Raw genomic sequence first — 15,128 nt, 5'->3', positions numbered from 1 at the left:
ACGGGGTGGTGGGAGGTTGCCTGCATGTCTGAAAACCTGCGTAAGGGAATGTCCTTGTTGAGCGCGACGATCCTCGTCACCGCCGGTCTCACCCTCTCGACTGCGGGAGCGGCGGCCGCGATCGACCCGTGTGAATCACCCGGGTCGGGCATCATCGTCGAAGGTACGTCCGGCGACGACGTGCTCAACGGCTCCGCCCGTGACGACGTGATCCGCGGTTACGGGGGTGACGATGTGATCCACGGTCTCGGCGGCAACGACGTGATCGTCGGCGGCGCCGGCGCCGACACCCTGTACGGTGACGACGGCTGCGACGAACTCCACGGCGTCAAGGATGCCGACACGATGGACGGCGGTGCCGACAACGACGTGCTGTTCGGCGGCGAGGACGACGATACGCTCTACGGCGGCTCGGGCGACGACACCCTGCACGGCGAGGACGGCATCGACATCGGTCACGGCGGCACCGGCTCCAACAATTGCAACGTCGATTACCCGCATGTGTACTGGCGCTTCGACATCGTCCAGTACGTGTTCTGGTGCGCCAGTCACCCCGTCCTGTTCTGACGGTCGTCAGGCACGGCCGGCGAGGATCGTGGTCGTCGGCACCGGCGCGTCGATCGACCGCATGGATCGGCACCAGCGGTCGAAGGCGCGGCGGGCTTCACCGTGCCGGCCGGCCCTGACCATGACTTCGACCAGGGCGCGGTGCACCCTCTCGTCATAGGCGTCGATGGCGAGCAGCCAGACCAGGTAGGTGACCGCCTGGTCCAGCTCGCCGGCGGCGCGGCTGAGCCCGGCGAGGTCGCGCAGCGCGCGGAGCCACACCGCACGCGCTTCCTCGCGCAGCCCGTCTGCCCATTCCTCATAGGGCTCGTCGCTGAACGCGTCGCCGCGATACAACCGGTCGAGCTCGACGAGTACCTCCCGCGCATGTGCCCGGTCGCCGGTTCGCATCAGCAGCGCCGCGTGTGCCGCGTCGCTCAGCAGTTCCTCGGCGTCGACCGCCACGTGCCCGGTGTCGAGCGAGATTCCGGCCAGGTCGGCCCGGACGTGGTGGTCGGTCGGCCAGCGGCGCGCAGGGTCCAGCACGGTGCGCACCACCGACAGCAGGACCGAGAGCCGGTGCGCCGTACGGTGTGGCTCGTCGTCGGGCCAGAGCAGTTCGCGGAGTTCGAGGCGTGGGACGGGTCGGCCACGCCGGGCGACAAGGATCTTGACCAGTGACCTGGCCTGCCGGGAGCGCCAAGCCGGCAGGGGCACCGGCCGGCCGTCGACGGAGACCTCGAACCCGCCCAGGACCCGGATCCGCACCGGCGTCGACCTGTCCTGGCCTGCCGGCAGCCGGGTGCCGTCGATGGCCGATACCCCCAGATCCATGAGTCGCCGAGCGGCGGTTTTCGCGGTGGAACGCTGGGCACCGTCAGCGCCGGGCAGGCGGCCGAGCAGCACCAGGGCCCGGTCGGCGGCGGGTATCGCACCCGCGGCACGCCAGATCGCCTCCGCCTCCCGCAGAGCGGCCATCGCGTCCGCGGTGTCGGTGCTGACCGCGGCGACGAGTTCGAGCGCGTTGGCAAGGCAGTCGGCGCGCCGGCTCGTCCGGGCGGCAGTCACCGCCGCGGCAGCCCGCTGTTGCGCGACCGGTAGGGCGCCCTCAGCGAAGGCGACCCAGCCGACGGCCACCAGGGCGAGAGGCAGCAGGATCTCCGGCGCGGCTCGCTCGGCCTCCTCGGCGGCGCAGCGAGCCGCGGCGAGGTCGGGGTCCGGCCCGTCCAGCAGTACCCGGGTGAGGCCGGTCAGCGCCGGCACGAGCACCTGCGTGTCAGCGACCGCGTGCGCCGCCTCGATCGCCTCCTCGAACGCGGTCCGGCTCTGCTCACGCCGGCCGAGTTGCCGGCGGACCTCGGCGATGCCCCACAACCCGGACGCCGCGCGGCTCAGACCGGCCCGGTGCGACACCGAGACCACTCGCTCGAAGTGCCGCTCGGCGTCGTCGTACCGGCCGAGCCGCAGCAGCGCGTCGCCGGCGTTGGACAGCGCCGCCACCAGCAACCCGGGTGGGCAACTGTGCTCCGCGGTGTGCACCGCCCGCGCGGCGACCCGCAGCGCCTCCGGGTACCGGGCGTCGCGGATCAGCCCTTCGGCCCGGTTCACCAGGACCCGGACCACGGTGACCACGTCGTCGGCGTGCTGCGCCGCCTCGAGCGCAGCGGCCAGGTGCTCGTCGCGCCGGGCACCCACCGCACCGAGCGCGGCGGCGATGTGCGCGGCTGCCTTCGCCCGATCGTCGCCGTGGCTTTCCGCGAGGTGGAGCGCGTCCGCCGCCACGGCGGCGGAGTCGCTGGACCGGCCCAGCATCATCAACGCGCCGGCCCGGCAGGCCAGCAGCAAGACGTCGTCGACGGTCCGCCCGGTGCCGGCAGACGGCGTGCACAGCTCCAGCGCCGTTGCGTATTCGCCGCGCATGTAGTGCACCATCGCCGCCCGCCAGCGCAGTCCGGCGTCCCCGGAGCGTGCCGGATCTCGCAGCAGCGGGGCGAAGACGCGCAGCGCTCCGGCGGCGTCGCCGGTCATCCGCAGCGCGTCGCCATGCACCAGCCGCAGATCGAAGGACCGCTGCTCCTCGGGGATCGAGCGCAGCAGCCGCACGACCTCATTCCCGCCTCCGGCGGCCAGCATCCGGTCACCGTGTTCGGCGAGCATGGCCGCGCACTGCACCGGCCGCCCCGCCCGGTGCAGGAGCGCCGCCGCAGCGGTCGGGTGCCCGTTGCGCGAATACCATGAGGCGGCGAAGTCCACGAAGGCGCCGGAGGGCACGCCGGTGCCCGCACAGCCTGCCCGGCGCCGATGACCGAGGACCGCCGCCACCACCGGTACCAGTCGCGGCGCCGCACCGGGGCGTGCCACGAGCAGACCCGCGCGGCTCAACGATCGCAGCCAGTGCAGCGGCGCGGCGGGTACGCCGGTGTCGAGCAGCCCCGCGTCCGCCAGGCCGAGGCACAGCGCCTCGGCCACCGGGTCGAGCGCGACGGCCGCATCCAGCAGTGCTGCGGCGCCCTCCGGCTGCTCGGCCAGCACCTGCTCGCCGATCCAGGTCGCGGCCGGGGTGCCGGGGTCGGTGATCGCCGCGAGTAGCTCCTCCGGGCCGGCTCCCTGCCGGCCCAACGCCTCACCGGCGAACTGGACCAGCGCCGGCCATCCCGCGGTGACGTCGTACACCTGCACGGCCAGTTCGGCATCGGCGACGCCGTGCTCCTCACGGAGGACTCGGGCGACCTGGTCGAGGGAGAGGGCGAGGTCGGCGGCACCGCGCTCGACGGCCGACCCCGGTAGCGTGGCGTAGAACCCGGGGTCGAGGGGCCGGCGGGCCGCCAGCCAGATTTCGGCATCGGCCGGCAGTGTCGCCAGTTCCCGCGCCAGATGTCGCTGCGCCGGCCCGGACAACGCACACAGGTCGTCGACGACCACCCGGGCCACGGCCGCCTGCGGATGATCGTACGGCGCGGCGAGCAGCGCCTCGGCAGTCCAGTACGTCCCCGCACCGTCCGCGCACAGCGCTTCAAGGGTCGTCGTCTTGCCGTATCCGGCCGCGGCCACATAGATGAAACAGCGTCCCGCACGGCGCAGTCGACGGGTCTGTTCCGTCATGCCGGCTCCCTGTCCATCGTCCTCGAACCATCGACGCCAATAGCAGCACGGTTCGGTCCCGGCGGCGCCGATTGTCGGCAACCCGCCAGAGTCGGAGACTCCCGGGTCCGCAACCGGCGGCCCGCGACATCACGGGCGCTGACGCCGCGATGACGCCACGATGAGGGCTGCTTCCGACACTTCATCGCAGGCCCCGGTCACCGGATCGAGGCCACGAACAGTGGGGGAATCGGAATGCGCCGGCAGAGAACAGGATTACGCGCCCTCGTGGTCGCACTGGCCGTCACGATGGGCCTGGGCGTCGCCGGGGTCGCGCACGCGACGGTCTACCGGGTCGACGAGTTCAAGATCACCGAGTCGCACTTCGACTTCGGGGACGGCAGGCTCCACGACGTCTCCGGCCGGCCGACCGACGACGGCCGGCTCGACTGGGTGATGAACACCGCCGGAGTCTGGGAGCCGACACTCGTCGGGCGGATCTGGATCAACAACGCCCGGGACGAGTGCGTCCGGGTGCAGATGATGGTCGAGTACGACAACGGCTTCATCGAGACGTACACCGACACCAGCTCGGACTTCTGCGCGCCGAACGGGCAGACCTGGTTCGACGACGTCAACTTCCGCCCGGTGGTCAGCCAGTACGTGCACGCGGTCACGATCAAGCTCCAGTGCGCGGAGTCGAGCGGCGACCCGTGGGTGACGGCGGGACAGAGCGCCCGCTACGTCGAGCCCTGAGCGTCGGCGGCGGGCGCCGGCCGGTGCCCGCCGCCCGTACCGCGGCTGGTTGTGAAAACTCCGGAAAGGGGCAACCGGGCCGAGACATTGCCAGGCATCACTGGTATCTGAGAGGGTCGCGGCGGACGCCGATAGTGACGGTCGCCGATCGGTACCGGCTACGGCGCGTCCGGGAAGGGCGATCTCGTGACCCGCAGACGTCGGCAGTTGCTCATCGGTGCAGTGATCGGCGCGCTGGTCGCCGGCGTCAGTGGGGCCGGGATCCATCTTGCCGGGGCCACCGTGCCGGCGGCTTCGGCCGCGGCCGCCGGCGACGGTGAGATGCCCAGCGCCCTCGGTGCCCACCTGGCCCGGGTGCGACAGGCCGCACCCAACGGTGGTGTCCTGGACACCCCCGGCGCGCTCGGGCAGGGCGAGTTCGACGAACGCGCCTACCCGGCGCAGACCATCTCGGTCGCCCAGGTCGACCGGTCACGATCGGCCTTCGCCGCCGCCGACGCCCGAGCCGTCCCGGCCGGCCGCTCGCACCAGGGCCGCTGGACCAACATCGGCCCGAGCGAGGCACTGTATCCCTTCACCGAGCTCCGCAACGCCTACAACTACGTGCCCAACGCGTATGTGGCCGGTGGCCGGACCACGTCCATCGCGATCACCAAGCAGTGCCGTCCGGGTTTCTGCCGCGCCTACATCACCCCGGCCGGCGGCGGCGTATGGGCCACCCTCGACATCCTCGCCAAGAAGCCGAAGTGGGCGTATCTGGGCGGGCCGCTCGGCATCAACGCGGCCGGTGCGGTCACCATCGACGGCAACGACCCGACCGGGCTGACCATCTACGTGGGCACCGGTGAGGCGAACATCTGCGCCTCCGGCTGCGTGGCCGGCGTCGGCCTGTACAAGTCCACCAACGGCGGTCTGACCTGGCAGGGACCAATCGGTAAGAACGAGCTCGCGGGCAAGGGCATCGGCGAGATCATCGTTAAGCCGGGGGACCGCAGGACGCTGTACGTGGCGACCACCACCGCGCTGCGCGGCATGTCGAGCGTCTGCTGCGGCGGCGTCACCCGGCCCGTCCCGGACGCCGCCAAGTGGGGCCTGTACAAGTCCACCGACGCCGGCCGGACCTGGAAGTTCGTCCACAACGGCACGGCCGACGCGACCCAGTGCACCGGCAGCGCCGCGGAGTTCGCCAACACCGCCGCCTGCTCCCCGCGCGGGGTGCGGCACATCGAGTTGGACCCCGGCGACAGCAACATCGTGTACGCGTCGTCGTACGCCCGCGGCATCTGGCGCTCACCCGACGGCGGTGCCACCTGGGCGCAGGTCAAGGCGTCCCTCGCGCCGACGGTCTTCCAGACCCGGGCGGCCTTCGACGTGACCCGGCTGCCCAACGGCAAGACCCGGATGTACGTCTACGAGGGCAACACCGGCGCCCCGTACTCGCGGCTGTTCCGCAGTGACGACGTGGCCGCCGGCGCCCCGACCTTCCAGGACCTGACCAGCGCCAACGTCGCCGACCCGGGCTATGCCACCTACAACCAGTGCGGCGGGCAGTGCTGGTACGACATCTTCGTGCACAGCCCCGAGGGCCACCCGGACATGGTCTACACCGGCGGGTCGTACGTGTACGGCGAGACCATCGCCAACAAGCGCGCCGTGGTGCTGTCCACCGACGCGGGTGTCAGCGGCACCGACATGACCTTCGACGGCACCGACGAGCTGCACCCCAACGGCCTGCACCCCGACCAGCAGGACATCGTCACCAACCCGCGTAATCCGTTCCAGTTCTTCGAGGCCAACGACGGCGGTGTGATGCGCTCCAGCGGCACGTTCGTCGACCGTTCCGCATGGTGCGACGCCGAGGAGCGGGCGCTGACCGCTGTGCAGCAGCAGCGCTGTCGGCAGATGCTGTCGAAGATCCCGTCGAAGCTGGAGTCGGTCAACGACGGGCTGACCACCCTGCAGTTCATGAGCCTGTCGGTGAGCCCGCACGACGCGGACCTGCTGCAGGGCGGCACGCAGGACAACGGCACCTGGGAGAACAAGGGCGAGCAGCGCCGCTGGCTGAACACGATCATCGGCGACGGCGGCCAGTCCGGCTTCGACGTGGCCCGGCCCGAGTTCCGCTTCCACACCTACACCGGCGTGCAGGCCGAGGTGAACTTCGCCAACGGCGACACCGGCAGCTGGATCTACATCGGCGAGCCGATCGACGCGCAGCCCGGCACCCAGTTCTACGCACCGGTGATCAGCGACCCCAAGGTCAGCGGCACCCTGTTCGCCGGCACCGGGGTCAGCGCGTACCGGACCAAGACGTTCGGTCTCGGCGACCGCAGCCTCGAGGAGGCGAACCGGATCTGCAACACCTGGACCGGCACGTTCGAGGAGCAGTGCGGCGACTGGCAGCAACTGGGCACCGTCGCGCTGACCGCCGCCGACTGGGGTGACAAGGCCGGCGGCGCGCTCGCGGCGATCGAACGGTCGGCCGCGGACACCTCGACAGCGTGGGCGGCCACCACCGCCGGGCGGGTCTTCGTCTCCCGCAACGTCGACGCCGAACCCGCCTCTGCCGTGCAGTGGACCCGCGTCGACGACGACCGTCCGCTGCCGAACCGGTTCGTCAGCAGCATCCACCCCGACCCGAAGGACCCGGGCCGGGCCTGGGTGTCCTACAGCGGGTTCAACTCCAACACCCCGGCCACGCCGGGACACGCCTTCGCGGTCACGGTGGCCGCCGACGGGTCGGCCACCTGGGCGGACCTGTCGCACAACCTCGGCGACCAGCCGGTGACCGACCTGGTGCGCGACGACGTCACCGGCGACCTGTACGCGGCGACCGACTTCGGGGTGCTGCGGCTGCCCAGCGGAACCACCGCCTGGGTCAAGGCCGCGGCCGGCATGCCCAACGTCGAGGTCACCGGCCTGACGGTGGTGCCCGGCAAACGGATCCTGTACGCGGCCTCGCACGGCCTCGGTGCCTGGAAGCTGGGGTTGAAGAAATAGTGCCGTACCCGTCCCGGGCCGCCCGCCTGTGGCGCACCCTCGGCGCGGTGTTCGTGGTGCTGGTCTTCGTGCCGCCACTGCTGCTGCTGGTCTCGGGCTCGTTCACCGAGCCCGGCCGGCCACCACCGCCGACACCACGGCTGGTGCCCGACCCGCTGTCGACCGTCGGGTACGAGCAGGCCCTCGCCCTGGGCGGGCTGGTCCGCGCCACCGTGATGTCGCTGGTCGTGGCCGCGGTGACGGTGCCGCTGAGCGTGCTGGTCGCCGCCTGGGCCGGCTTCGCGCTGGCCCAGGTGTCGCGGCGGGTCACCGCGATGGTCGTCGGGGCGTCGTTGCTGGCGCTGATGGCCCCGGCCACCGCGCTGCTGCTGCCCCGATTCGTGCTGTTCCGCAACCTCGGGCTGACCGACACCCTGGTCCCGTTGATCGCCCCGGCGCTGATCGGCGTGTCCCCGCTGTACGTGCTGATCTACTACCTGGCGTTCCGGGGACTGCCCGCCGACCTGTACGACACGTGCCGGCTGGCCGATCTGACGCCGCTACGGACCTGGTGGCGGTTCGCGCTGCCGGTGGTGCGCCCGGTGACCGCCGGACTGACCGCGCTCAGTTTCATCCTGACCTGGTCGAACTTCCTGGACCCGCTGGTCTACGTCTACGACCGTGACCTGTTCACCCTGCCGCTGGCGCTGCGGTCGCTGTCGATCCTGGACCCCACCGACTTCCCGGTGTTCCTGGCCGGTGCGGTGCTGGCGACCGTACCGCCGGTGGTGGTCTTCCTGCTCGCCCAGCGGTGGTTCCTCCAGTCCGACGACCCGACGGGACGGCTGCGGTGACGAGACTGCGACGACTGGCCACGCTGGCCCTGTGCACGCTGCTGACCGCGACCGCGGGCACCGCCTGCGCGGACCACGGCGACGGCGGCGGGGACCCCTCGGCCCCGGTACGCCTGCTCGTCTTCGGTGCCCCGGAGGAACTGGCGGCGTACCGGACGCTCGCCGACGCGTACACCAGGGCCCATCCGGACCGAACGGTCCAGCTGGTGGAGGCCGGCGACCGCAAGGATCTGCTGGCCCGCCTGTCTACCTCCATCGCCGGCGGCGAACCGCCGGAGCTGTTCCTGATGAACTACCGGTTCTACGGCCAGTTCGCGGTCAAGGACGCGATCGAACCGCTCGACGATCGCATCACCGCGTCCGACAAGATCGACCCGGCGGACTACTACCCGGTCGCGATGAACGCGTTCCGCTGGCGTGGCCGCCAGCTGTGCCTGCCGCAGAACGTGTCCAGCCTGGCCGTCTACTACAACCGGACGCTGTTCGAGAAGTACGGCGTGGCCCTGCCGCAACCCGGCTGGACCTGGAACGACCTGCTCACCACCGCCACGGCGATGACCCGCGACGCGGCCGGCGGCGTCATCCGCGGCACCGAGAGCGAAGGAGCCGCCCAGCGGCCGGCTGTGCACGGCGTCGGCATCGAGCCGTCGATCATCCGGCTCGCCCCGTTCGTCTGGTCCAACGGCGGTGAGATCGTCGACGACCCGGCCCGCCCGACCCGCCTCACCCTGGACGGCCCGGCCGCCCGCGAGGCGCTGAAGAACCTGGTGGACCTGCGGCTGGCGTACGGGGTGGTACCGACTGACGAGGAGGTCGAGTCCGAGGACGACGAATCCCGGTTCGCCAACGGACGGCTGGCGATGCTGCTGTCGTCACGCCGCTCCACCACCACGTTCCGATCCATCACCGGGTTCGAGTGGGACGTGGCGCCGCTGCCGGTCTACCGGCAGCCGGCCGGCATCCTGCACTCCGACGCCTACTGCATGACCCGGGGCGGCCGGAACAAGCAGGCCGCCTGGAACTTCCTGGAGTACGCGATCAGCGCCGACGGTCAGCGGATCATCGCGGCGACCGGCCGGACCGTGCCGTCACACATGGCGGTCGCCAACAGCCCGGCCTTCCTCGGCCCGGCCCAGCCGCCGCGAAGCGCCAAGGTGTTCCTCGACGCCATTCCCACCGTACGGGCCCTGCCGACCGTGTCGACCTGGCCGGAGATCGAGGACGTCACCAGTGGCATCCTGGAGAACGCGCTGTACCGGGGCGACCGGCTCGACGACGTGATCCGGCAACTCGACGAGCAGACCCGGCCCCTGTTCGCCCGCGCGGAACATCCGCGATGATCACTGGATGAGCGGAATCGGGCTGGAGCTGGCCGGTGTCTCGGCCGCCTACCGCGGAACCACGGTGCTGCACGAGGTCGACCTCACCGTGACGCGCGGCGAACTGCTGGTCGTCCTGGGGCCCTCCGGCGCGGGCAAGAGCACCCTGCTGCGCGTGGTGGCCGGGCTGCAACCGGCGATCACCGGCCGGGTGCGTATCGGCGACCGGGACGTGACCACGCTGCGTCCCGGCCGCCGCAACGTGTCGATGGTCTTCCAGTCCTACGCCCTCTTCCCGCACCTCACCGTCCGCGACAACATCACCTTCGGCCTGGAGGTACGCGACACACCGCGCGCCGTGGCCCGGGACCGCGCCGCGGCGGCCGCCGCTGTGGTCGGCTGCGCTCATCTGCTCGACCGGCGGCCGGGGCAGCTGTCCGGCGGCGAGCGGCAACGCGTGGCCCTGGCCCGCGCCATGGTCCGCGAACCGGACCTGTTCCTGCTGGACGAGCCGTTGTCCAACCTCGACCAGGAACTGCGGACCGAGACGCGCGGCGAGCTGAAGGCACTGCACCTCCGGCTCGGCGTCACCACCGTGCACGTGACCCACGACCAGACCGAGGCACTCGTGCTGGCCGACCGGATCGCCGTGATGCGCGCCGGCCGGCTGGAGCAGGTCGGCACGCCGGACCAGATCTGGCGGACCCCGGCGACGCTGTTCGTGGCGCGTTTCGTGGGCTCGCCGCCGATGAACGTGCTGCCCGCCGACGGGCCGTTGCGCCCGGCCGGCATGCCGGTCCTGCCCGCCGGCGCACGGATCGGGTTCCGGCCCGAGGCGGTCCGGGTCGGCCAGGACGGAACGGACGTGACCGTCGAACGGGTCGACGTGGTCGGCGAGGACGCGTACGCGTACCTGCGCCTCGCCGGTGGCGACCGGATCGCCGTACGCCTGCCGGCGGCCGGGCGCCCCGCCGTCGGCACGACGGTCCGGTGCACCGTGGCATGGGCCGACACGCACGTCTTCGACGAGGCCGGCCACCGGACGGTCCTCGGGTGACCCGTGACCGTGGGCGCCGCCAGCTGGCGATGATGCTGGCCCCCTATCTGCTGGGCCTGACCGTCCTGGTGCTGGCACCGTTCGCGGTGACGGTGGTGCTGGCGTTCACCGAGTACGACCTGATCCGGCCGCCCCGCTGGATCGGCACCGACAACTTCACCGCCCTGGCCGAGGATCCGATCTTCCGGACCGCGCTGGTCAACTCGCTGCTGTTCGCGGCGGTGGCGGTGCCGCTGCGGCTGACGATCGCGCTGTCGCTGGCACTGCTGCTGCACCGCCGGTCCCGGTTCGCCGGCACCGCACGCACCGCCGCCGTACTGCCGTCCGCCGTCCCGGAGATCGCCTACGGCCTGCTCTGGCTCTGGCTGCTCAATCCGCTCTACGGGCCGATCAGCCAGGTGCTGCGCGCCGGCGGGCAGAACGGGCTGACCGTCTTCGGGCGTACCCCGCCGCAGTGGCTCACCGACCCGGTCGACGCCCGCGCCGCGATCATCCTGATGAGCCTGTTCACCATCGGCGAGACGTTCGTCATCCTGCTGGCCGTCCGGCGATCGTTGCCGCCCGACGTCTACGAGCTGGCGGCGCTGGAGGACGCCACCGGCTGGGACGTGCTGCGCCGGATCACCTGGCCGCTGATGAGGCCGGTGCTCGTCCTGCTGCTGATCCGCGACGCCATCCTGAGCCTGCAGTTCTCGTTCCTTCCCGCACTGGTCGTCACCGACGGCGGCCCGCCGCCCTACGCCACCACGTACATCCCGCTGTTCTCCTACCGGACGGCGTTCGAATACCTGCGGTACGGCTATGCCGCGGCGGCCACCGCGGTCATGCTGGCGCTGACCGTCGCGGCCGTGGCACTGCAATGGCGGCTGCTGCGCCGCCACGAGGCCCTCCGGGATCGTTGACCACGGGGAGCCGCCGCGTCCCGGACGGCGTCCAAGCCGACATGAGAGCGACCGATGTGATGCGATCTGTGACGATCATGTTCGTGGCACTGGGTGTTCTGGCCGTCAGTGGCTGCTGGTCGGAGCCCTCAGCCGTACCGCCCACCGGTTCGGCGTCCGCGGGCACCGGCCCGTCCGCCACGTCACCGGCCCCCACGAGCCCATCGCCCACCGGGCCGTCGTCGACGTCACCGGCCCCCACGGAGGACGCCACACGCGCGTCCCCGCCGTCGACCGGCGAGGTACCCGGTGGCCTGCCGCACGGCCGGCGGCCGGTGACCGGCGTCGTCGAGAGGTCCGGCGACTGCACGCTGCTGCGGGTGGGCGGCCGGTACTGGGAGCTGACCGGCACCCTGGCCGGCACCCTGACCGACCGATCCACCGTCACCGTCACCGGTCAGGTCACCACCGCGACTGGCTGCGCCGGCAAAGAGGTGGTACGGGCCATCGTGGTGACCGCGGTACTCCCACGCTGAGGACCACACCCGCCCGTCCGCAGCCGGACGGATCCCTCCATGGACCGATCCCACCTGCCGTGCGCGCAGCTGCCGTATCCGTACAGCCGAGCGGTGGCCTGTGACGGGCTGAGCCCGGGTGCGGCACACCCAGGAAATCGCCGCCCATCGAAGGTGACGCGATCATCGCCGTCGGCGTCGGCCTGACCGTGGACGACGCCATCGTTCTCGACGCGACCGGCACCGTCGTCACGCCCGGTTTCGTGGACACCCACCGGCACGCCTGGGAGGCCCAGCTGCGCCGGCTCATGCCCGACGTCGACGACCTCGGCGGCTACGTGACGTCGACCCTGATGGGGTACGCACCGGTCTACCGGCCGTGGGACATGTACGTCGGCACCAGGCTGGCCGCGCTGACGGCCATCGACAGTGGCATCACCACGATGCTCGACTTCTCGCACAACTCGCGCAGCACCGCCCACTCCGACCACGCGGTCCAGGCCCTGCTGGACACCGGCATCCGCGGTGTGCACGCCGCGATGGCGCCGCACTTCGGTGACTGGGACCGGCAGTGGCCGGCTGACGTGGCCCGGCTGCGCCGAGAGTTCGGCGGCAACCTGCTGACCTTCCGGCTGGCCACGCTGGCCACCGACGAGATCGCCGGGCCGGGCCTGGCGTACGGTCCGCGGCTCGCGGAGGCCGCCCGCGACCTGGGTGTCGGGGTCAGCGTCGACGCCGTCTTCGGAGCCACCTCGTCCCGGGCGATCCTCGACTGGGAACGCCGGGGCCTGCTCGGCCCGGACGTCACCCTCATCCACTCCACCGGCCTGACTCCGGAGGCGTGGCGAGCCATCGGGGACACCGGCACCACGATCGCCCTGGCACCGACCTCGGACGCCCAGATCGGCCTGGAGACGGCGATCCCCGCCGTCGACGAGGCGCTGGCCGTCGGGGTCCGGCCGGGCTTGAGCATCGATGTGGAGGTGGCGCTGGCCAGTGACATGTTCACCCAGATGCGGGCGTTGCACACCATCCAGCGGATGCGGGCGGTGAACGCGGTCTACGGCACCGCGATCGAACCCCGGCGGATCAGCACCTTCGACGTGCTGGACTTCGCGACGTCGCAGGGCGCCCGCACCAACGGCCTCGGCGACGTGACGGGTTCGCTGACTCCGGGCAAGCAGGCCGACCTGCTGGTGATCCGGGCGCAGGACGTCAACACCATGCCGCTCAACGACGCGGTCGGGACCGTCGTCCTCGGCGCCGACCCCCGCAACATCGACACCGTGTTCATCGCCGGTCGGATCCGCAAGTGGGCCGGTCAGCTGCTCGACGTCGATCTCACCGCGCTGCGCGACGAGGTGGCCGCCTCCCGTGAGCACATCATGCGAGCCAAAGCCTGAGAGCATCGGTACGCCGGTCCGGTGACGCCTCGCCCGGGCTGTCACGGACCGGCGTGCCATGGGCCCGCAACAAGCGCGACGTAATCTTCGATCATGAGCCGTGAGACGCCGCTCGGTGAATTCCTGCGAGCCCGCCGCGAGGCCCTCAAGCCCCACGAGGTCGGACTGCCCGAACACGGCCGCCGGCGGGTAGCCGGACTGCGCCGCGAGGAGGTCGCCCTCCTGGCCGGAGTCAGCGCCGACTACTACATCCGTCTGGAGCAGGGCCGGGAGACCAGACCGTCCCCGCAGGTGGTCACCGCGATCGCGCTGGCGTTGCGCCTGACCGCCGAAGCCACCGACCACCTGCACCGGCTGTGTCTCGACGAGACCCAGCGACCGCGTCACAGCCGTCACGACACCGTGAGCGCCCCGCTGCTGCGGCTCATGGACGGCTGGGAGCACACTCCCGCCTTCATCGTCGGCCCGGCCCTGGACATCCTCGCGGCCAACGCGCTCGCGACCGTACTGCACGACGGCTTCGCGCGTTTCGACAATCTCGCCCGGATGGTGTTCCTCGACCCGGCGGGCCGGGACTTCTACCAGGAGTGGGACCGGACCGCGCACAGTTGTGTCGCCGAGCTGCGTGCCGCCTACGGCTTCGACCCGTCCTCGCGGCGCATCGCGACGGTGGTGGACGAGCTGAGCCGGGCCAGCGACGAGTTCGCCCGGCTCTGGCAGTTGCACGAGGTCAAGAGCAAGACCCAGGAAGGCAAACACCTCCGGCATCCGTACGTGGGTGACCTACACATCGCGTTCGCGGCCTTCACCGTCAACGGGGCCCCGCATCAGCAGCTCGTGGTCTACCAGGCCGAGTCGGCGAGCCCGACGGCCGGCGCCCTCCAGCGGCTGAGCGCCCTGATTCCGGCGTCCGCTCACGCCGAGTCGTCCTGGGAGTAACGCACCCAGGCACCGGCCGCCGCGACCGGGCACGCTGAGGATCAGAGCCCGGCGACCTTCGCCACGGCGATGCGGTTGCGCCGGCGCGCCGCTATCGGATACCGCTCAGCAGGAGGCGTTGTGCTGTTCGAGAATGTCCAGGTCCACGGTCCGTCCGGATCGACGATCACCGACGTACGGGTGGCCGACGGCCGTGTCGTCCGGGCCGGCTCTGACGGCGAGGTGGTCGACGGCACCGGCCTCGGCATGATCGCGGTGGTCGCGGACCCGGACAGAGGTCACGTCGTCGGCCGTATCGAAGCGGGCATGCCCGCCGACCTGCTGCTGGTTCCCCAGCGGATCATGCCGCGGCCGGGCACACCGTGGTGGCGGGTGGTGATCGGCCGCCGGGACGTGCGCGGCCTGCTGACGAGAGGCCGGTTCGTGGTGCGGGACGGCGATCCGGTGGCCCGGCCCGCGAACCCGGCCGGCGCCCGCACCGGAACCTGGATCGACCGGGCCGACTGGCTGCATCAGGAACTGCTCGCCGAGGGCCGGTACGACGAGACCCGCGGTGGGCGGCGGCACGCCTACACCGGACGCTACTGGCTCGACGGCGACCGCATCGACTACCTCGACGACTCCGGGTTCTACGCGTTCGGCAGTTTCATCGGCGACGAGTTGTACCACGCCGAGTTCGTCATGCGGCACGGATGAGACGGCGTACCGGGCAGGGCGTGCCGTCCCCACGCGCCCTGCCCGGTGCCGTTCGAGGCGCAAGATTTGTGTCGCCCACCGGTCGGCAGCCGACCTGTCCCA

Annotated in this window: 12 protein-coding genes; 11 read left to right on the top strand and 1 reads right to left on the bottom strand. The window is 71.6% G+C overall.

Translation table 11 applies throughout. The features are described from left to right. The first annotated feature begins 24 nt into the window (after nucleotides 1-24). On the top strand, nucleotides 25-567 hold the full coding sequence (locus BC793_RS33395; protein WP_158319429.1) for a calcium-binding protein: 543 nt from the start codon (nucleotides 25-27) through the stop codon (nucleotides 565-567). Between the two features lie 6 nt (nucleotides 568-573). On the opposite strand, the gene BC793_RS33390 is transcribed toward BC793_RS33395, so the two are convergent. Further along, nucleotides 574-3,648, bottom strand: a complete 3,075-nt coding sequence (locus BC793_RS33390; protein ID WP_109599811.1) for a BTAD domain-containing putative transcriptional regulator — start codon at nucleotides 3,646-3,648, stop codon at nucleotides 574-576. 234 nt (nucleotides 3,649-3,882) lie between these two features. On the opposite strand from BC793_RS33390, the gene BC793_RS33385 reads away from it, so the two are divergent. The 10 genes from BC793_RS33385 (at nucleotide 3,883) to BC793_RS33340 (ending at nucleotide 15,026) form a co-directional block, all read left to right on the top strand. Beyond that, nucleotides 3,883-4,383: a hypothetical protein gene (locus tag BC793_RS33385; RefSeq protein WP_146246549.1), complete on the top strand. Its 501-nt coding sequence runs from the start codon at nucleotides 3,883-3,885 to the stop codon at nucleotides 4,381-4,383. Between the two features lie 186 nt (nucleotides 4,384-4,569). Further along, nucleotides 4,570-7,383, top strand: coding sequence for a beta propeller repeat protein (locus BC793_RS33380; RefSeq protein ID WP_109599807.1), 2,814 nt, complete (start codon nucleotides 4,570-4,572; stop codon nucleotides 7,381-7,383). After that, the gene (locus tag BC793_RS33375) at nucleotides 7,383-8,216 is read left to right on the top strand and encodes a carbohydrate ABC transporter permease (RefSeq protein WP_239170423.1); all 834 of its coding nucleotides are present in this window, start codon (nucleotides 7,383-7,385) and stop codon (nucleotides 8,214-8,216) included. The genes BC793_RS33380 and BC793_RS33375 overlap by 1 nt, the downstream gene beginning before the upstream one ends. Before the next feature lie 41 nt (nucleotides 8,217-8,257). Further along, nucleotides 8,258-9,556: an ABC transporter substrate-binding protein gene (locus BC793_RS33370; RefSeq protein WP_373871272.1), complete on the top strand. Its 1,299-nt coding sequence runs from the start codon at nucleotides 8,258-8,260 to the stop codon at nucleotides 9,554-9,556. A 7-nt stretch (nucleotides 9,557-9,563) separates the two neighbouring features. Further along, nucleotides 9,564-10,592, top strand: coding sequence for an ABC transporter ATP-binding protein (locus BC793_RS33365; protein ID WP_109599805.1), 1,029 nt, complete (start codon nucleotides 9,564-9,566; stop codon nucleotides 10,590-10,592). A 32-nt stretch (nucleotides 10,593-10,624) separates the two neighbouring features. Then, nucleotides 10,625-11,494 (top strand): carbohydrate ABC transporter permease, encoded by an 870-nt coding sequence (locus BC793_RS33360; RefSeq protein ID WP_109599957.1) that lies wholly within the window; start codon nucleotides 10,625-10,627, stop codon nucleotides 11,492-11,494. 68 nt (nucleotides 11,495-11,562) lie between these two features. Continuing rightward, entirely contained in the window at nucleotides 11,563-12,009 is a 447-nt protein-coding gene (locus BC793_RS33355) for a hypothetical protein (RefSeq protein WP_109599804.1), read from the top strand. Between the two features lie 188 nt (nucleotides 12,010-12,197). Then, nucleotides 12,198-13,391, top strand: coding sequence for an amidohydrolase family protein (locus BC793_RS33350; protein WP_239170424.1), 1,194 nt, complete (start codon nucleotides 12,198-12,200; stop codon nucleotides 13,389-13,391). A 93-nt stretch (nucleotides 13,392-13,484) separates the two neighbouring features. Beyond that, on the top strand, nucleotides 13,485-14,330 hold the full coding sequence (locus tag BC793_RS33345; RefSeq protein ID WP_109599800.1) for a helix-turn-helix transcriptional regulator: 846 nt from the start codon (nucleotides 13,485-13,487) through the stop codon (nucleotides 14,328-14,330). Between the two features lie 120 nt (nucleotides 14,331-14,450). Beyond that, the gene (locus tag BC793_RS33340; RefSeq protein WP_239170425.1) at nucleotides 14,451-15,026 is read left to right on the top strand and encodes an Atu4866 domain-containing protein; all 576 of its coding nucleotides are present in this window, start codon (nucleotides 14,451-14,453) and stop codon (nucleotides 15,024-15,026) included. Nucleotides 15,027-15,128: the final 102 nt, after the last annotated feature.

This window comes from Actinoplanes xinjiangensis (assembly GCF_003148685.1).
GTDB lineage: Bacteria > Actinomycetota > Actinomycetes > Mycobacteriales > Micromonosporaceae > Actinoplanes > Actinoplanes xinjiangensis.
The sequence above is the reverse complement of the archived record's forward strand: the minus strand, read 5'-3'. Positions and strand labels throughout refer to the sequence as shown.